This is a genomic window from Coprococcus sp. HPP0074, from assembly GCF_964238105.1.
Lineage (GTDB): Bacteria > Bacillota > Clostridia > Lachnospirales > Lachnospiraceae > Faecalimonas > Faecalimonas umbilicata.
The window spans coordinates 78,327-96,217 of record NZ_CAXSKS010000003.1 but is presented as its reverse complement, the minus strand read 5'-3'; the positions used below and the strand labels follow the sequence as shown (position 1 = coordinate 96,217).

Sequence of the window (17,891 nt, the reverse complement as noted above, 5' to 3'; positions counted from 1 at the left end):
CTTTCTTTATAGATATCATTTATTATTTTACAGCTCCAGTAATACCTTCTGCAAAATTCTTCTGTAAAATAAAGAATACTAAGGCGGTAGGCAATGTACATATTAAGACTGCCAACATAAGCATTCCATAGTCTGTTACATATCCCTCTGTCAGATTTGCTACAACCATTGGCATTGTCATGCTCTTGGATTGTGTCATGATTACTTTCGGCCACAAATAACTATTCCAAGCATTCATAAATGTAATAGTCATAGCTGCTGCATATGTTGATTTCATTGTAGGAATAAACATCTGAAAGAAGATTCTAATTTCCGAAAGTCCATCTAATCTGGCAGCTTCAATAATATTATGAGGAAATGATCTTGCACTCTGCCGAAACATCATGATTAAAAATGGGGTTGATACCGTTGGTAAAATGAATCCCAACGTACTATTTAACATTTTCATTTTTGAAACCATCTGAAACAATGGGACCAATGTCGTAATAAATGGAACCATCATTGCAAGAAGAATCACAACCATCACGGCATCTTTTGCTTTATCATGATAAATTTCAAATCCATATCCCGCCAAGGAACATATCACCATCGAAACTATTGTAAGTAATATTGCATATTTAAATGAATTGACCAATGCAGCCCCTACATCTTGATTTGCCAGCAGATTTTTCAAGTTTTCTCCCAAATGAGAGCCAAACGATAATACACCTCTTGATACATCCACACTTTTGTTTGTGGATGCACTTACCATCCAGTACAAAGGAAATACTGAAATAAAAGTAACCAAAATCAAGAATGCATACATTCCTATATTTTTCATCTTTTTAATCACGTTTATCACCCACCCTCATTTGTATAAATGCTAATACTGCAACCAACAGTAATATAAAGAAGGACATCGCTGCTGCATATCCAAAATTCGGCACATACTTAAAACATAAATTATATATGTAATGTGACATAGAGATTGAAGCATTCGCAGGACCTCCATCGGTCAAGTTAATTGATTCATCAAATAACTGTAATGTTCCATTTGTTGACATTATTGCTGTCAACAAGATAGTTGGTTTTAATACTGGAACAGTAATCTTAAAAAATGTCTGTATTGCTGATGCTCCATCAATTTTTGCAGCTTCGTATACTGAAGATTCAATGTTTTGCAATCCAGAAAGGAAAAATACCATATTATATCCTGTCCATCTCCACAAAAGAGCCAATATGATAACCATTTTTGCCGCAAATGGTTGTGTCAAAAAATTATATGGTTTATCCAAAATTCCAAAATTCACTAGAACATAATTTACTAATCCATCATTTGCAAACAAAGACCGAAAAATAATTGAATACGCAACCAATGAAGTTGTACACGGCAAAAAAATCATTGTTCGGAAAAATCCTTTAAACCGTAAGTCTTTTTTATTTAGAATACAAGCTAACACCAACGCTACTGCAAGCATAATGGGCACTTGAAGAACGAAATAAAAAAATGTGTTTTTTATTGACTGAATAAATACATCATCTTGAAACATTCTGATGTAATTTGTAAATCCAGCCATCTGCATATTTGTACCTTTCCCCGTCTGAAAAGATAAAACTAACGCTTTGATCATTGGCCAAAAACTAAACACCGCAATCAAAAATGTTGCTGGTGCCAAAAAAGCCCATCCTGTTAAATTATGCTTTTTTTCTAACGTCATTTTTCTTGGTTTGTTAGACACAAAAACCCCTCCTCTCTATCCATAAGGGGGATGGTTCTACATTCCATCCCCTTGTATGATAGGAATCTCTCTTACTGTCCCATATTAAAATTAACAGTATCTTCCGCTTTTTTAAGCTCTTCCTCTAAATCTGCACCATTTGTAATATTTGTTGTCGCAACAGAGATTGCGTCTCTTGCTTCATGGAAATATGGTCCCGTAATAATAGAAGGAACTTTTGTTGAATAGTCAACTATTTTTTCAAACACTGCATCACCAGAGAAAAATTCATTCGGTACTGCATATGCATCAGAATCTCCTGCTGGTGTCCATGTAGAAATTGCTCCACAAGAGAGAATATTATCATATAACTCTGTACTTCCAGCAAATGTAGACGCAAGAAAATCTTCTGCTAACTCTACGTTTCCACAATTCCCTGAGATTGCCCAGGAAGAACCTCCAATATTTGAATAGTTTGTGGCACCCTTTACATTTGTAAGTTTTGGAATATTTGTAATAGCCCATTTTCCTGACTGATCCTCAGCTGTCTGAATTGTTCCCATAATCCAACACCCATTAATCACACCTGCAGCTTCACCGTTCAATATTGAGCCAGTGTATTCATCCCAGTTATTTATTTCCTGTAACACACCTGAATCTTTCATTTTACAATATGTATCAATTACCTTCTTTAAAGTGTCATTTTTTGCAATATTCGTTGTTCCATCTTCATTAAACAAAGATGCTCCTGCAGACTGTAACATCATCGTAAGCAAATCACATTCGCCTGCTAACGTTGTCAATAATGGTTTTCCTGTTTTTTCCAGTACTACTTTGCCTTTTTCACCCCACTCATCCCAAGTAATATCTGTAAAATCTTCTAAAGTCATTCCAGCTTCTTGCAAAATATCTGTACGATAACAAGCAATTGCTGCTCCGTTGTCAAAAGGCACTCCATAGTGTTTTCCATCTACAACAGAAAAATCTGTTTTACCAGAGGCAAATTCTGAAAAATCAATTTTCTCTTCAGAAATTTCTGTAAATATATCCGGATAAGATAATACATTTTTTTGGAATGCATGGTCTTGCATCAAAAAAATATCTGGCAATGTGCTTAGATCTCCTGATGTACCAGCCGTAGTAAGTCTAGACTGTACATCTACATCTCCAACTTCGACAATATCAATTTTCACATCTTGATGAGCTTCTTGATAAATTTTTGCAGCTTCTTCCATTGCAAAAATATTAAATGTTTTGTCCCAACACCATACTGTAATTGTATTATCGTCTTTTTTTGCCTCTTTATTGCTTTCACTTTGATTTCCGCATGCTGCAATACCCATTGCCATCGCAGCTGTCAATAAAATTGCCACTATTTTTTTTCTCATTTGTTATATTCTCCTTCTACCATGCTCCTCGATACCCTATTGTTACCGCACTATTCTGAGCTCCTGCTTCCATCGAATCTTGAACATTCAATCCATTCAAAATCCCATATAAAAATCCGGCAATAAAACTGTCGCCTGCACCCATTGTATCAACAACTTTACACTCTATGATTCCAAATCGATACCAAGAATTTCCATCATACCCAATGCTTCCATTTTTCCCCAATGTTGCAATAATGACTTTAGGTCCTTTTTGTTGCATTGCTTTCATGAATTCCTTTAATTGTTCCATACAATTTTCTTTTTCTTTTAAGCCCATGCTATGATATTTCTGTCTAAACTCATTGCGTGATTCCTCGTCAAAAGAGAAGAATGCATATGTCACATATGGAATCGCTTTCTCAACAATTGGATTTGCAAATTTATTTGCAAAATCAAATGCAACTGGAATTTCTTTCGAAATAAGTGGAAGCTCATCTTCAATCATTCCCCAAATTCCTGTAACCGCTAAATCATGTTTCTTTATAAAGGAAATGTCTTGTTCTCTTAGCTTAAAGTCTGCCAAAACACCTTCTTCATATTCTCCAAACACTCTATCTCCATCTACAATGTCAACATGTGAAACTGCGGTTTTTCCATCTAGCACTTGAATATGAGAAGTATCGACTCCTTTATTTTGAATTGCACTTATCATGATTTTTCCGAATGAATCAGTTCCAACAGCACCTGTATAAGAACTTTCTCCACCTAATCGTTTTATGTATACAGCAACATTCACTGGGTTTCCCCCTGGATAAGATTCATTCAATGAATCATAATAATCAATACAATTATCTCCTATTGCTGCTACTCTTATCTTTCTGTCCATTTTGCCACCTTAATAGTCCAGACGTCTGTAATATCTTCTGATTTCCATAGGATGGCAATTGACTTTTTCCATATGTGCATCAATTCTCTGTGTTACCGCATGCATCACTAAATGTGATATATATCCTCTGTACTCTGGACTAATTCCTTTTAATTCAAATTTCTTGGTATCAATAATATTGTATTTTCCACAAATGCGTGGCAAGAAGTTTGCAACGCGCTCGCTCAATGATCTCTGAGAATCTTCCCCAATAAATACTGTAACTGGTGTATCTTTGTCAATTACTTCTAACATTCCATGGAAAAATTCTGCACTGTGGATAGATTTTGTACGAATCCAATGCTGTTCTTCCCAATAGCACATTGCATAAGAATATGTGGCACCATACTGGTTCCCAGCCCCAACAAAATAATGAATTTTGTCGTCCTTATGACGATTTGCAAATTCTTCTCCGAAAGCATCTGCTTCCTTTTCAACTTCCACAAGTGCAGTTGCCAAATACTGATCCAACTCCTTGTATAAATCCTCATATTCTGGAAATTCTCCTGCATTGTACATAAATCTATCTGCTACCATATAAAATTTCAATTGTTCATTGGCAGGATATGTAATCACATAATCTACAAGTTTTGCAAGTTCTGCAGTAGCAACATCAATAAAACCAATCACCCTTGCTCCACTCTTCTGTGCTTTTTTTACTCCATCTACGATTTCAGAAGTTGTTCCTGTAACAGACGAAATAATTACAATAGTTCCTTCTCCAACTTTTTTATTTCCAGTTGTCAAATACTCTGCTGCGTTTTCAACAAAAAATGAAAGTTTTGATTTTTCTTTCATATGAACCTCTGCCTGGAGGCAAGATGCATATGTTCCACCGATACCGAGCCAACAAATATTCTTGTATCCTTCTTTACAAATTCCATCAATCAATTCATTAATTTGATTTCTCAGAGCAAGCGCTCCATTCACACTTTCAATCTGTTTCTGTTCATTAAATTTCAACATAGTGTTTTCCCCTTTCTCTTCCTTTGCATTGGCGACTATTTTTAAATTTAATATACCACTTTTTTCATTTTTTTCAATACTTCATGTAAAGAATATTGAATATTGTTGTATTTTTATAAATATAAATGCATTTATTTATACATAATGCATATATTTCTTTTATTCTGGTATGAAACACATTTCAAACTTACTATACCAGTTTTTATATTTATTTTTTATTTATTCATTTCTTTTTTCCTTTCCATTTGCTTTTTAAGAACTGACAACGTATAATTTGATTATAATTTACAAGTAAATTATAATATTAGGAGTTCTTATGAAAAAAAATTTATTAACTTTAGATGTTGCATTATCAAAAGAAATCAAATACATGCTAAAGGAAGAACACTATCTTCCAGGTGACAAACTGCCTTCGGAACGAAAGCTGGCAGAGCTGTTTCATGTACAACGCTTAACTGTTCGTGGAGCCTTGAATCTGTTACTTCAAGATAAAACAATTATCTCAAAACCACGAAGTGGTTATTACGTAGCGCCTAAACGCATTTTACAATCCATTCGTAATTTTTCCTTACATTCAGAGGAAGATAGCGGACAATTAACTTACGAATTATATGATTTCAAAAAAATAGAAGCAGATAACTATCTTGCAAGCGAAATGTTACTTCCTGAAAAATCGAAAATATACAAAATTGTTTGGCTTTATTCAGATGGTACTCAACTAATTTGTATCAATACAACTTATATTCCTGAATACATCTATCCAGATCTCACCCAACAAATTGCTGCTTCTGCTCCTGCAATTGATTTGATTACAAACAATTGTCAAATAACCTTGGCAAAATCGAATCAAAAAGTCACCTTACTTTACGCAGACATAAAGACTGCTCAAATTTTAAATATTCCTGTTGATAGCCCTTTAATGAAATACAAAGGGCTCATGTATGATAAACAAGGACATCTTGCAGTCTTTTTTGAAAATAATATGCTAATTGATCGTTTTGGTTTTATCAGGGAGGTAGTTTTATGAGCAATGATGATGTATTAGCCGCACAAATAAAATCTAGTATCATTACAAAAATTAAAACACAGGAATATCTTCCTGGGGAGTTGCTTCCTAGCGAACGGGATTTTGCAACAATGTATAGTGTAAGTCGGTATTTGATTCATGACATCTTTGACGAATTAATTAGCCAACATTACTTAATTCGCGTTCACGGAAAGGGAACTTTTGTCCGCAAACCCGAACAAAATCGAGTTGCTTTAGGAGTACTAAATGAATCAAAAAATGCCAGCTTTACCTCTTTAGTTCGTAACTTTGGTATTGAAATTTCCAATAAATGCTTAGGCACAGGTATAATCAAAAACAGAAAATACTTTGCAGATAAACTTGGACTTTCTGAAGAAGATGAAATATACGGTATTCATCGAATTCGTCTTGGAAACAAGGAACCTCTTGCAATTGAGTTTACCTATGTTCCTATTCATTTTTTTTCAGATATCGATAATTACAATTTTGAGCACATATCGCTTTATGATTATATGAAATCCAAAAATCATTTGCCTGTAAAATTTAATGAGACAATGGTGATGGTAGAAGCTGGCGAAAAACTTCAAAAGCACCTTCATCTTCCAAGTGCCACCTCTATCGTCAACTATATTGAATTCATAGGATACGATGAAAATGGGAATTTAGTTGAATATACAGAAAGTTATTCACGCCCTGATAAACTTGAAGTGCGCTTTGTCACAAATGATATCTAAATTCACTTTAATTTTACCGTTTAGTATGTGTATACACCATAAACAAAACAAGATAGAATATACACAAAATAATACTTTTGTTAGGGGCGGGGAAAATTGACCACCTAAAGCCGCTTAGAATTAACCATTTTTAGTCGAATAGAAAAGTCATTGTATTTTTCTCTTCGTGTTCTAAAATGATGTATGCCAATGCATCAGTAGAAATCACAATGGAAGAAAAACACAATGACTTAACTGAAATAATAGCACATGCCCTTAATGAAATGAAGAGGGAAATGGGAGAAAAATTTAATCCTGATAAAGTTAATCTCGCAGAATTAGAACGCAGGGCAGGAATTTCACGAGCCAAACTACGAAAAATAAAAAAATCTGGCTTTATTTCCGCTTTTACGTGCATTAGCAATAACTTGTTTATAAAATTCTACTTCTGTTTCTCCTTCAACAAATAGCACAAGGCATTTACTCATTCGCATCACACTCCAAATAATCATTCAAATTATTTTCCGAATCTGCCAATAATGAGAACAGATAATCTCCCATACTCATTTTAAACGACTCGGCATCTTGCTGTAGCAATTTCTGCCCTGACTTTTTAAACGTAAAGAACTCTGCAATTCCGGGTTCTCTGTTCATTCCAACATGTATCCACGAAGGCTCCAAATAGCTTACAATATATGGTGAATGACTTGTAATAATGATCTTACAATCATCAAGCAACTGGCTAATAATTCTTATATATGCCTGAAACAAACTAGGATGCACAGAATTTTCCGGTTCTTCTATTGCTATCAAAGACACGTTACTCGTTCCCGATAGAATGATTCTTGCCAAAATCATAAATACCCTTTTTGCTCCATCCGACATCATTTCAAACCCTATTGGATGGCTTAAATTCCTATCTTTAACGAATAAAACATGAATCGAATTTGCTATTATGAAAGGGGCATTCTCTGGTAATTTATCATTTTCACTGCCCTTTAACTTAAACTGTTTACAACAATATCTTCTATATCAGGAAACAACTGAGAATATACATCTTTAAGCAATTCAAATTTGTCTGGATATTTTTCCTTGAGCTGATAAATTACTCTTGGTAAATTTTCCGCATTAATCATCACATCTTCTAATCCTTTTCTTATAATAGGATCAGGCTGATAAAAACGCTTTGCATCTTCCACTTTAATTTTGGATGAACATCTTCCTGTTTCTGAACTTTTATAAAATGCCTCTTCTTGATTTCTTTTGATAAGCTTATTATACTTTTATCCCTTCCCATCATATCAATTTTATCTTCGATATTACTCTTAATATAAGTCAATCCAAAATCTATCGCCGACAAAACATTGGATTTTCCAAAATTGTTCAATGATACCAATGCAGTAATATTATCAAAATTAATCCTAACATTTGATAAATTTTTAAATCCATCAATCAATACTGCTTGTATTTTCATAATGATACTTCCTTTCTCCATTGGCATACTGTAATACCACCACCTTTCACTTTAAAACGCAATATTTTTTTCATTTTATCATATCATTCACTACAACGAACACATTCATCTTAATATACACGTCAAGCTGTCTGTGTTTAATTAGTCTTTTGCCCAATCCAGAGCATAAACCTACAATTCCCATCATCAGACAATTTGTTAATACCAACTCCAGTAAACAGCCGCTTCTTCTAAAGTCAAATTGTTCTTCCCCTAGATGGAAACCTCCTGCTTCGTAGGCACTTCCCCCTCTTCTTTTACGACAGGAAATTATTTACACAGATTCAGGAACGTTGTGTACCATAATCCTTCCTCATTTGTAAGAATAATGATTTACTTCTAACATTTCGTTAAACTTGTTATATATATCCTTCTACATAACGAATTGCTGAGAGGCATTTTTACAGGAATTTCTGAGAAATTTATAAAAGTTTTAGAATTTCTGATGTGCGATATAGAATAAAAAATAACCACCTACAACACTGATTACTTCCATTTTGATATTTAGATATTTCTAATAAAACAAAAAACAGCTGGGTGTACCAACTTTTTTGGTACACTCAACTGTATCTTTTATTACTAGTTTTCTTTTACACCATTCTTTTGCAGAGTCCTTCTCTTAGACTTTTAAAAAATTTGGTATAAATGTGGTGTAGTAACCTGTTTTTCTGTTTAAAATATAGCTTAAAATTTCTTGCTCTTAGTACAGTTTTGCTCCAGCTGGAATCTTATCATCCAGGATCAGAACATTGAGTCCTTCTCTTCCTTCTACAAGGTGTGTAGCGGAGATAATCATACCGCAAGAATCAATTCCCATCATCTTACGTGGTGGAAGGTTTGTGATTGCAAGCAATGTCTTTCCTACTAAGAATTCTGGCTCATAGTAATCGTGGATACCACTTAAGATGACACGATCTTCGCCGCTTCCATCGTCTAATACAAATTTCAGAAGTTTTTTGCTCTTTGGAACTGCTTCACATTCTTTTACCTTTACCGCACGGAAATCTGATTTGCTGAATGTGTCAAAGTCTACCATATCTTTAAATAATGGTTCCACTTCTACATTAGAAAAGTCGATTTCTACCTTAGCCGGCTCAGCTGCAACCGGTGCTTCTACAGCTTTTGGAGCTGCTGTTGTTGACTGTGCAGCATTGTTTGCTTCGTTCTTAGCAGCGCCCTGTGACTTCATTGTCGGGAACAGGAGAACGTCTCTGATCGCTGCGGAATCTGTGAGAAGCATACACATTCTGTCAATTCCGAATCCGATACCACCTGTTGGCGGCATACCAATCTCCAGTGCATTCAGGAAGTCTTCGTCTGTTGTGTTCGCTTCCTCATCACCCTGTGCAAGCAACTCTTCCTGTGCTTTGAAACGTGCTCTCTGATCGATCGGATCGTTTAACTCTGAGTATGCGTTTGCCATTTCCCATCCATTCATGAAGAATTCGAAACGCTCTGTATATTCTGGATTCTCCGGTTTCTTCTTTGTCAGCGGAGAAATCTCGATCGGATGATCCATCACAAATGTAGGCTGGATTAAATGCTCTTCTACAAATGCCTCGAAGAACAGAGAAAGGATATCCCCCTTCTTATGGCGCTCTTCAAACTCTACTTTATGTTCTTTTGCGAGTTCTCTTGCTTCTTTGAGTGTAGTCACTTCGTTCCAGTCGATACCAGTGTATTTCTTCACCGCATCTACCATTGTAATTCTCTCAAACGGTTTTCCAAGATCCATCTCTACTCCACCGTAAGTGATCTTCGTTGTTCCAAGAACTTCCTGTGCCACAAAACGGTAAAGATTTTCTGTCAGATCCATCATTCCGTTGTAATCTGTATATGCCTGGTATAATTCCATCAATGTAAACTCTGGGTTGTGTCTGGTATCAAGTCCTTCGTTGCGGAATACTCGTCCAATCTCATAGACGCGTTCCATACCACCAACGATCAGTCTCTTCAAATATAATTCCAGGGAGATACGCAGTTTGAAATCTTCATTGAGTGCATTAAAATGTGTCTCAAATGGTCTTGCTGCTGCTCCTCCTGCATTAGAAACGAGGATTGGAGTTTCTACTTCCATGAATCCTTGTCCATCTAAGTATTTTCTGATCGCGCTGAGAATCTTAGAACGTTTGATAAATGTATCTTTGACGTCCGGATTCATGATCAGGTCTACATATCTCTGACGGTAACGTAAATCTGTATTGGTCAGACCGTGGAATTTCTCAGGAAGGATCTGAAGACTCTTCGATAACAATGTCACTTCCTGCGCATGGATAGAAATCTCTCCCATCTTTGTGCGGAACACATCTCCCTTGATTCCGACAATATCACCGATATCCATCTTTTTGAATGCTTTATAAGCTTCCTCTCCGATATTATCTCTTGCGACATAAGACTGGATATTGCCCTGTAAATCCTGAACATTGCAGAAAGACGCTTTTCCCATCACACGTTTGGACATAATACGTCCTGCGATCGCTACGTCTTTTCCTTCCATCTCTTCAAAATGATCCTTGATATCCATGCTATGATGTGTCACATCATACTTTGTAATGACGAACGGGTCATTTCCACTTGCCTGCAGATCTGCCAGTTTCTCCCGGCGCACCTGTCTGAGCTGGTTTACGTCCTGCTCCTGTACCTTCTTCTGTTCAGCCACTTCTCTCACTCCTTAGTTTGCTCTTTCAATTTTTAACACTTTGTATTCCATAACGCCTGCCTGCGTCTCTACCTGGATCTCGTCTCCGACTTTCTTGCCAAGCAGTGCCTGTCCTACCGGAGATTCATTGGAGATCTTACCCTGAAGGCTGTTTGCCTCTGTGGAACCTACGATCTTAAACTGAATTTCCTCGTCAAATTCCTTGTCATATACGAGTACAGAACATCCGATATTAATCTTATCGAAATCTACTTCATCCTCTACAACAACTTCTGCATTCTTTAAAATCTTCTCTATCTCTTCGATTCTTGCTTCGATATCTCTCTGTTCATCTTTTGCAGCATCGTACTCTGCATTCTCTGATAAATCGCCCTGTTCTCTTGCTTCTTTGATCTTTGCTGCAACTTCCTTACGTTTTACTACTTTGAGGTTTTCCAGCTCTTCTTCCAATGCCTTTAACCCTGCATAAGTAAGTATTGTTTTTTTGTCTGCCATTGCATATTACCTCCTTGTATGCTTATAACATTCCCCTATTATTTGTCAGCTTTTCAGCGAATATTTCCTGTAAAATAATTCTATTTTCACAATTTCAACATTATACATGTTTTTACCTATAATGTCAATTTGTTTCCAAGTAATTGTTCCAATTCCTCGTAACTTTGCACTTGATTGATTTCTGCCCGCAAAGCCGCTGCTCCTTTTAATCCAGTCGTATACCATCCGACATGTTTCCGCATCTCCCGGATCCCGAGATAATCTCCTTTATACTCGATCTGAAGCCTTGCATGACGCAGCATAGTCTCCTTTAATTCTTCCAGCGATGGGCGTGGCGGAATCTTTCCGGTTCTATCATATTCTACTAACTCTCGAAAGATCCATGGATTTCCCTGTGCGCCTCTTCCTACCATTACTCCATCACATCCAGTCAGTTTCTGCATCCGCACAGCATCTTCTGCGGAAGTCACATCTCCATTTCCGATGACCGGGATGGATACTGCCTCTTTCACTTTCCTTATGATCTCCCAGTCTGCTTTTCCAGAATAGTACTGCTCTCTTGTCCGGCCATGCACTGCCACTGCAGCGCCCCCTGCCTCCTCGATCACCTTTGCGATTTCCACTGCATTGATGCAAGAATCATCAAATCCTTTCCGGATTTTAACAGTGACCGGCTTTTGGATCGCCTTCACTGTCTTGCTCACGATCTCATAGACAAGCTTTGGCTGTTTCATCAGCGCAGAACCTTCTCCATTTTTGACAATTTTAGGCACCGGGCATCCCATATTGATATCGAGGATCGCAAACGGAAGTTCTTCAATCTGCTTTGCAATCTCACTGATCGTATCCGGCTCAGAACCGAATAGCTGAAGAGAAACCGGTCGTTCTTCCTCGTGGATCCGAAGAAGGTCCTGTGTATTTTTATTCTTGTACTGGATTGCCTTCGCGCTGACCATCTCCATGCAGAGAAGTCCTGCCCCCTGCTCCTTGCAGAGCAAGCGAAAAGGCAGGTCGGTCACTCCTGCCATCGGTGCCAGTATATATGGATTTTCCAGCTCTACTGTCCCTATTTTCAATCTATTTTTGTGTATCATCTCTTTCCTTTCTGCTTTTTACTTCTTATTCTTCTCATACAGAATCCGAAGTCCGTCCAATGTCAGATTCTGATCATAGGCATCAAAAACGTCTGTCTCCGAGACAATGATCTTACCAAGGCCTCCGGTCGCAATGACTTTTACATTCTCCAATCCTGTTTCTTTTTTCATCTTTTGGACAATATACTCTGTCTGCCCGATATACCCATACACAAGTCCCGCCTGCATACTTGTAATTGTTTCCTGTCCCATGATCACTTCCGGCTTCTTGATCTCAATCTCCGGCAGCATCGCTGCCCCGCCCCAAAGCGCCCGCGCAGAGGTGCGGATTCCCGTTGCAATGCATCCTCCCATAAAGGAACCATCCTCTGCAATCATATCATAGGTCGTCGCTGTCCCGAAATCGACGACGATCACCGGACCGCCATATTTTTCATATGCAGCAACTGCATCTACAATCCGATCCGGTCCCATGCGCGGATTATCCATCCCGATCTTAATTCCCGTCTCAATCTCTCTTGAGACTACAAGGGGATATACATCCAGATATTTAATAATCGCACTTGTCAGAGAGTGCATAATATCCGGCACGACAGAAGCAATGATGACTGCATCGATCTGCCGGATCTCAAACCCTTGGTGTTCAATCAGATCACACAGAGAAATCCCATATTCATCTGATGTTCTCGGAAGCTTTGTTGTCATTCTAAATTTCGCTTCCAGCTTTTCTTCCTTATATACACCCAGTGTAATATTTGTATTTCCAACATCTATAACCAATAACATTAAATTTCTTCTCCTAAGAAAAATACTTTATAGTAAAGCTCCAACGATCTCAACAGTTCTTCTTTTGTCTGCTGTATCTCTTTGATCTTGAGCTTGCTTCCAATTTCATCAAACATTGGATCAAAATCCTCTGTCGTCACTTCAAAACAAAGTGCTCCATCTTCTTCAAAGACGAGTGTGAGGATTCCCCCCACATCTTCTGTGTAAAGTACACACAGAATCTTCAATTCATCCTGGATTTCCTGCGGCAATGCCTCAAAGTCCGGATTTAGATAATATTTTTTTTCATACGAGTTCGCCCCGCACAATACTACTTTCTCTTCGTACATGTTTTTGTTACTCCATTTTCCTAATTCATTTATGCTAATACGCATATCCGTAAATTCCGCGCACCGATACTTCCCCGGCATAAACCGTGCAAATCTCTCCCGCTTCATTTTCTACTAGCAGTTCTCCAGCTTCATTGATCCCCAGTGCTATGCCGTCCCAGTTTCCCTTTGGTTCCAGAACTGTCACTCTCCGTCCACAGTTTACTGACTGCTCATTGTATCTCTGCTGCACAAAACGAAGGCTCTGTTCTTTTTCAAACGCTTCATAAAGCGTCTCAAACCGCTGCATGATCTCTGCGATCAACTCAGATCTCTTTATGGAAACCTTTCCTTCTAGCAGAAGGGACGTCGCCTTCTCTCTAAGCTCTTCCGGAAATTCCTTCCGGTTTACATTTACTCCGACTCCGACAACCACATAGTCAATGTAATCAATCTCTGCGCTCATCTCTGTCAGAATCCCACAGATCTTCTTTCCGCCAATCACAAGATCATTTGGCCACTTAATCTTTACCTCAAGATCAGTCTTATCTCTTACTGTCTCCGCCGCGGCAATCGCCATCAAGATCGTCAGCATCGGCGCCTTGTCCGGAGCAAACTGCGGTCGCAGCAGCAAAGACATAAAAATCTCAGTTCCTTTTGGGGAATCCCAGCTTCTTCCTCTGCGTCCTTTTCCGGCACTCTGCCTGTCTGCCACAAAAAGTGTTCCATGCACAGCTCCCTGCCCGGCTGCCTGCTTTGCACGAATGTTCGTAGAGTCTGTCTCTGCATAATATTCTACACACTTTCCAATTGTCCGTGTCTCAATCCTGCTTTCCATCTCTTCTTTAGAAAGCACATCCGGGCTCTCTTGGAGTCGATATCCTTTGTTTCTCACCGCCTCGATCTCATATCCTTCTTCCTTCAGCTGTGAGATTACTTTCCAGATGGCAGTCCGGGACACTTGGAACCGTTCACACAGCTCCTGCCCGGAGACATGCCCACTGCTTTCCCGAAGCACTTTTAATATCTCTGCCTTCATGATCATGCTCCCAGAGTGGCAGCCATCACTGCCTTGATCGTATGCATACGATTCTCCGCCTCATCGAATACTTTCGACTGTGCAGACTCAAACACCTCGTCGGTGACTTCCATCTCTTTAATCTGGAAACGTTCTCCCATCTCTTTTCCGACCTCAGTCTCCCAATCGTGAAATGCCGGCAGACAGTGGAGAAAGATTGCCTGCTCTCCCGCATTTTTCATCACATCCATCGTCACCTTGTACGGGGTCAGATCACGGATTCGTTCTTCCCACACACTGTCTGGCTCTCCCATAGATACCCATACATCTGTATAAATAATATCTGCATCCTTAGTCCCTGCGCTGACATCTTTTGTCAGTGTGATCGTTGCGCCAGATTCCTCTGCAAATTTCCGGCATTCTTCCACAAGTGCCTGGTCCGGAAAGTATTTCTCCGGTGCACATGCCACAAAGTGCATTCCCATCTTCGCGCAGGCGATCATCAGAGAATTTCCCATATTATAGCGGGCATCCCCCATATACACAAGCTTTCTTCCCGCAAGATCTCCAAAGTGCTCCCGGATGGTTAACAGATCTGCCAGCATCTGTGTCGGATGATATTCATTCGTAAGCCCGTTCCAGACTGGAACGCCTGCATACTTTGCCAGTTCCTCAACGATTTCCTGTCCATATCCGCGGTATTCAATCCCATCAAACATTCTTCCAAGCACCCGTGCAGTATCCTTGATACTCTCCTTCTTCCCAATCTGTGACGCAGCCGGTTCCAGATAGGTCGTTCCCATTCCGAGATCGTGGGCAGCCACCTCAAAAGAACAGCGGGTTCTCGTACTTGTTTTTGCAAAAATCAGCGCTACATTTTTCCCGCGCAAAGTTTTAGTCAAGATACCCTGCTTTTTCTTTTCCTTCAGTTCTGCGGCCAGATCAAGAAAATATGTAATCTCTTCTGCGGTAAAATCTTTTAATGTTAAAAAATGACGTCCTTTTAAATTCATACTATTCTTCCTTTCCCATCGCAAGGAGCAGTTCCGTAAAATATGGAACAGCCTCTTTGTTGTCTTTCTTTTCATATTTTTCTTTCATAAGATCAAATAATTCTTCCACGGTATAGATCCGGTACTTTGGGACATGCAGATATTTTGCGCTCGCCTCCAACATTGCAAGATACAACTCTGCTTCCTTTGTGCGCAGCGGAAGCTTCAGCCAGAATGCAATCTCCCTGCGGTCATGCTCTGTCAGGCCCTCAAACTTCTTTTCATAATACCACTCTTCTTTCGTTTGTTCAATATAGTAAATCGTACCCGCAAGTCCGTAGATTACTCGTTTGGCATCATAATATCCAATCTTCATATTCTGCCTGCTTCGCTTTTCCTGAAATTCAATAATACTCCCAAGCTTCACCCTTGGTGCAATCTCATAGACTGTCACATCGTCAGGTAAATATACCCTTGGCTCTCTTCCCGGACCAAAAATCCGCACTTCGATAATATTCTGATACCCGCGCTCAACAAGTGTTCCAAGCGGTACATTGTTGATCACGCCCCCGTCCATATACTTCTTCCCATGCAGTTCTTCGTTTTTAAACCCAATCAGATAAGCGCTCGCCAGAAGAAAATCCTCCAGCAGTCCTTCCGAAATATCTTCGATTCCAAGCTCCAGCTCCTTCATATCTGACAAAGAAAATGTAAGCAGATAAAATGCAATTTTTGACCGTCTGATTTTCTCTTCATCCACCATTTCATGGATCAGTTCCCTCAGCGGTGTAACATCCACTCCCCCATTTTTTATCACAGTGAGCACTTCATGGATTGCTTCGTGGAGCGGAAGTTTTCTGTCAAACAATTCCTGCATGATCTGGTCATCTACATCCATGACTCTTGAAAAAGTGATCTTCTCCCAGATTTTCTCCGCTCGCTCCAGATCCCCCATGCAGACAAGTGCACCGTTTAAAGCTCCGACCGATGTGCCTGCCACTGCACTGATCTTGACACCGGCCTCCCGCATCGCCTTCCACGCTCCAATTTGATATGCTCCTCTGGCGCCTCCACCGTCAAATACAATTCCATATGTTTTCTCAAGATCTATCACCGGTTTCACAAAATCCCCTCCTGTCAGGTGGAAAGCGAAGGGGCCGCCGCAAAATCCTTTGCAGCAGCCGCCTTCCTCTTATGACTTTCCTCTTTTATTTCTTTATTGTTCTTTCTCTGTCTTTGCAATCTCTGTCACAGACTTCACAAGTCCTGCGATTCCCTGAATCTCAGAAGGAATAATAATCTTCGTCGCTCTTCCATTAGATGCCTTTTCAAATGCCTCAAGACTCTTCATCGTCAGAACTGCCTCATCTGCTCCTGCCTCTTTCAAGAAACGGATACCGTCTGCATTGGCTTTCTGCACCTTGAGGATCGCCTCTGCCTCACCTTCTGCTTCACGAATCATCTTCTCTTTCTCTGCTTCCGCTCTAAGGATCGCAGCCTGCTTCTCTGCCTCTGCATCAAGGATTGCAGACTCCTTGTTACCTTCTGCCACAAGGATTGTAGACTTCTTCTCACCTTCTGCCTTCAGAATCGCTTCACGTCTCTCACGCTCTGCCTTCATCTGCTTCTCCATAGCATCACGGATCGCAGCCGGAGGAATGATATTCTTTAACTCTACACGATTGACTTTAATGCCCCAAGGGTCTGTTGCAACATCGAGGGATGCCCGCATCTTCGTATTGATTGTCTCTCTGGAGGTAAGTGTCTCGTCTAATTCCAAATCACCGATGATATTACGAAGGGTTGTCGCGGTCAGATTCTCGATCGCCATGATCGGATTCGCCACCCCATAGCAGAATAACTTTGGATCTGTAATCTGATAAAACACAACTGTGTCAATCTGCATTGTAACGTTATCCTTTGTGATCACCGGTTGTGGCGCAAAATCTACTACCTGCTCTTTTAAGTCCACTTTTCTTGCTACCTTCTCGATGATCGGCACTTTGACATGGAATCCTACTCCCCATGTTGTCTTATAAGCACCCAGTCTTTCGATTACCATCGCTTGTGCCTGTGGCACAATCTTAATACACGAAATCAGAAGCCCTACAATAATGATAAGAAAAACAATTCCAAGCACCATCGTCATGATGCTTCCTGTTGCGTAATACATAGAAAGTCCCCCTTTCAACGATCCGTCTCTCTTTTAGACAGAATCTATTGTGTTATTTATTTTCCTTATCTTACTATAATTTTCTTCCAAATACAATAGTCAGATACAAAAAAGATACCGTCTGAATTTCGGTATCTTTTTTGTAAGAAGTGCAG

Annotated in this window: 19 protein-coding genes; 3 read left to right on the top strand and 16 right to left on the bottom strand. The window is 39.3% G+C overall.

Translation table 11 applies throughout. From position 1 onward, the window contains the following. Window positions 1-22: 22 nt before the first annotated feature. From ACESPO_RS04830 to ACESPO_RS04810, 5 genes are all read right to left on the bottom strand, one after another. Window positions 23-832, bottom strand: coding sequence for a carbohydrate ABC transporter permease (locus ACESPO_RS04830; RefSeq protein WP_117578131.1), 810 nt, complete (start codon window positions 830-832; stop codon window positions 23-25). Continuing rightward, on the bottom strand, window positions 825-1,718 hold the full coding sequence (locus tag ACESPO_RS04825; protein WP_117578129.1) for a carbohydrate ABC transporter permease: 894 nt from the start codon (window positions 1,716-1,718) through the stop codon (window positions 825-827). Before ACESPO_RS04825 ends, ACESPO_RS04830 begins: the two co-directional genes overlap by 8 nt. Before the next feature lie 71 nt (window positions 1,719-1,789). After that, window positions 1,790-3,085 (bottom strand): ABC transporter substrate-binding protein, encoded by a 1,296-nt coding sequence (locus ACESPO_RS04820; RefSeq protein WP_117578127.1) that lies wholly within the window; start codon window positions 3,083-3,085, stop codon window positions 1,790-1,792. Between the two features lie 16 nt (window positions 3,086-3,101). After that, window positions 3,102-3,953 (bottom strand): PfkB family carbohydrate kinase, encoded by an 852-nt coding sequence (locus ACESPO_RS04815; protein ID WP_336304545.1) that lies wholly within the window; start codon window positions 3,951-3,953, stop codon window positions 3,102-3,104. Window positions 3,954-3,962: 9 nt separating this feature from the next. Next, window positions 3,963-4,958 (bottom strand): SIS domain-containing protein, encoded by a 996-nt coding sequence (locus tag ACESPO_RS04810; RefSeq protein WP_117578123.1) that lies wholly within the window; start codon window positions 4,956-4,958, stop codon window positions 3,963-3,965. A 316-nt stretch (window positions 4,959-5,274) separates the two neighbouring features. Here ACESPO_RS04810 and ACESPO_RS04805 point away from each other — a divergent pair, with 316 nt between their 5' ends. The 3 genes from ACESPO_RS04805 (at window position 5,275) to ACESPO_RS04795 (ending at window position 7,168) form a co-directional block, all read left to right on the top strand. After that, a complete protein-coding gene (locus tag ACESPO_RS04805) occupies window positions 5,275-5,985 on the top strand; it encodes a GntR family transcriptional regulator (protein WP_117578121.1) in 711 nt (236 codons plus the stop codon). Next, the gene (locus tag ACESPO_RS04800; protein ID WP_022066792.1) at window positions 5,982-6,719 is read left to right on the top strand and encodes a GntR family transcriptional regulator; all 738 of its coding nucleotides are present in this window, start codon (window positions 5,982-5,984) and stop codon (window positions 6,717-6,719) included. The genes ACESPO_RS04805 and ACESPO_RS04800 overlap by 4 nt, the downstream gene beginning before the upstream one ends. Window positions 6,720-6,928: 209 nt before the next feature. After that, on the top strand, window positions 6,929-7,168 hold the full coding sequence (locus tag ACESPO_RS04795; protein WP_390109208.1) for a hypothetical protein: 240 nt from the start codon (window positions 6,929-6,931) through the stop codon (window positions 7,166-7,168). Between the two features lie 10 nt (window positions 7,169-7,178). Here ACESPO_RS04795 and ACESPO_RS04790 read toward each other — a convergent pair whose 3' ends face one another. The 11 genes from ACESPO_RS04790 to ACESPO_RS04740 all read right to left on the bottom strand — a co-directional run bounded on the left by ACESPO_RS04790 (window position 7,179) and on the right by ACESPO_RS04740 (window position 17,736). Beyond that, window positions 7,179-7,556, bottom strand: coding sequence for an AAA family ATPase (locus ACESPO_RS04790; protein ID WP_334304240.1), 378 nt, complete (start codon window positions 7,554-7,556; stop codon window positions 7,179-7,181). Window positions 7,557-7,854: 298 nt separating this feature from the next. Further along, on the bottom strand, window positions 7,855-8,172 hold the full coding sequence (locus tag ACESPO_RS04785; RefSeq protein WP_390109205.1) for an AAA family ATPase: 318 nt from the start codon (window positions 8,170-8,172) through the stop codon (window positions 7,855-7,857). A 739-nt stretch (window positions 8,173-8,911) separates the two neighbouring features. Then, window positions 8,912-10,870, bottom strand: a complete 1,959-nt coding sequence (gene lysS / locus ACESPO_RS04780) for a lysine--tRNA ligase (protein WP_016439608.1) — start codon at window positions 10,868-10,870, stop codon at window positions 8,912-8,914. A 12-nt stretch (window positions 10,871-10,882) separates the two neighbouring features. After that, entirely contained in the window at window positions 10,883-11,365 is a 483-nt protein-coding gene (greA, locus tag ACESPO_RS04775) for a transcription elongation factor GreA (RefSeq protein WP_008976886.1), read from the bottom strand. A gap of 116 nt (window positions 11,366-11,481) precedes the next feature. Beyond that, a complete protein-coding gene (gene dusB / locus ACESPO_RS04770) occupies window positions 11,482-12,459 on the bottom strand; it encodes a tRNA dihydrouridine synthase DusB (protein ID WP_009263259.1) in 978 nt (325 codons plus the stop codon). Window positions 12,460-12,477: 18 nt separating this feature from the next. Next, complete coding sequence (locus ACESPO_RS04765) at window positions 12,478-13,245, bottom strand: type III pantothenate kinase (RefSeq protein ID WP_008976888.1); 768 nt, start codon at window positions 13,243-13,245, stop codon at window positions 12,478-12,480. Continuing rightward, window positions 13,245-13,574, bottom strand: coding sequence for a DUF6145 family protein (locus ACESPO_RS04760; protein WP_499788538.1), 330 nt, complete (start codon window positions 13,572-13,574; stop codon window positions 13,245-13,247). The genes ACESPO_RS04765 and ACESPO_RS04760 overlap by 1 nt, the downstream gene beginning before the upstream one ends. 34 nt (window positions 13,575-13,608) lie before the next feature. Next, on the bottom strand, window positions 13,609-14,592 hold the full coding sequence (locus tag ACESPO_RS04755) for a biotin--[acetyl-CoA-carboxylase] ligase (protein WP_499788537.1): 984 nt from the start codon (window positions 14,590-14,592) through the stop codon (window positions 13,609-13,611). A 2-nt stretch (window positions 14,593-14,594) separates the two neighbouring features. Beyond that, window positions 14,595-15,584: an ornithine carbamoyltransferase gene (gene argF / locus ACESPO_RS04750; protein ID WP_270196704.1), complete on the bottom strand. Its 990-nt coding sequence runs from the start codon at window positions 15,582-15,584 to the stop codon at window positions 14,595-14,597. Window position 15,585: 1 nt separating this feature from the next. Continuing rightward, a complete protein-coding gene (locus ACESPO_RS04745; protein ID WP_499788536.1) occupies window positions 15,586-16,686 on the bottom strand; it encodes a patatin-like phospholipase family protein in 1,101 nt (366 codons plus the stop codon). A gap of 93 nt (window positions 16,687-16,779) precedes the next feature. After that, complete coding sequence (locus ACESPO_RS04740) at window positions 16,780-17,736, bottom strand: SPFH domain-containing protein (RefSeq protein ID WP_008976893.1); 957 nt, start codon at window positions 17,734-17,736, stop codon at window positions 16,780-16,782. Window positions 17,737-17,891 lie beyond the last annotated feature (155 nt).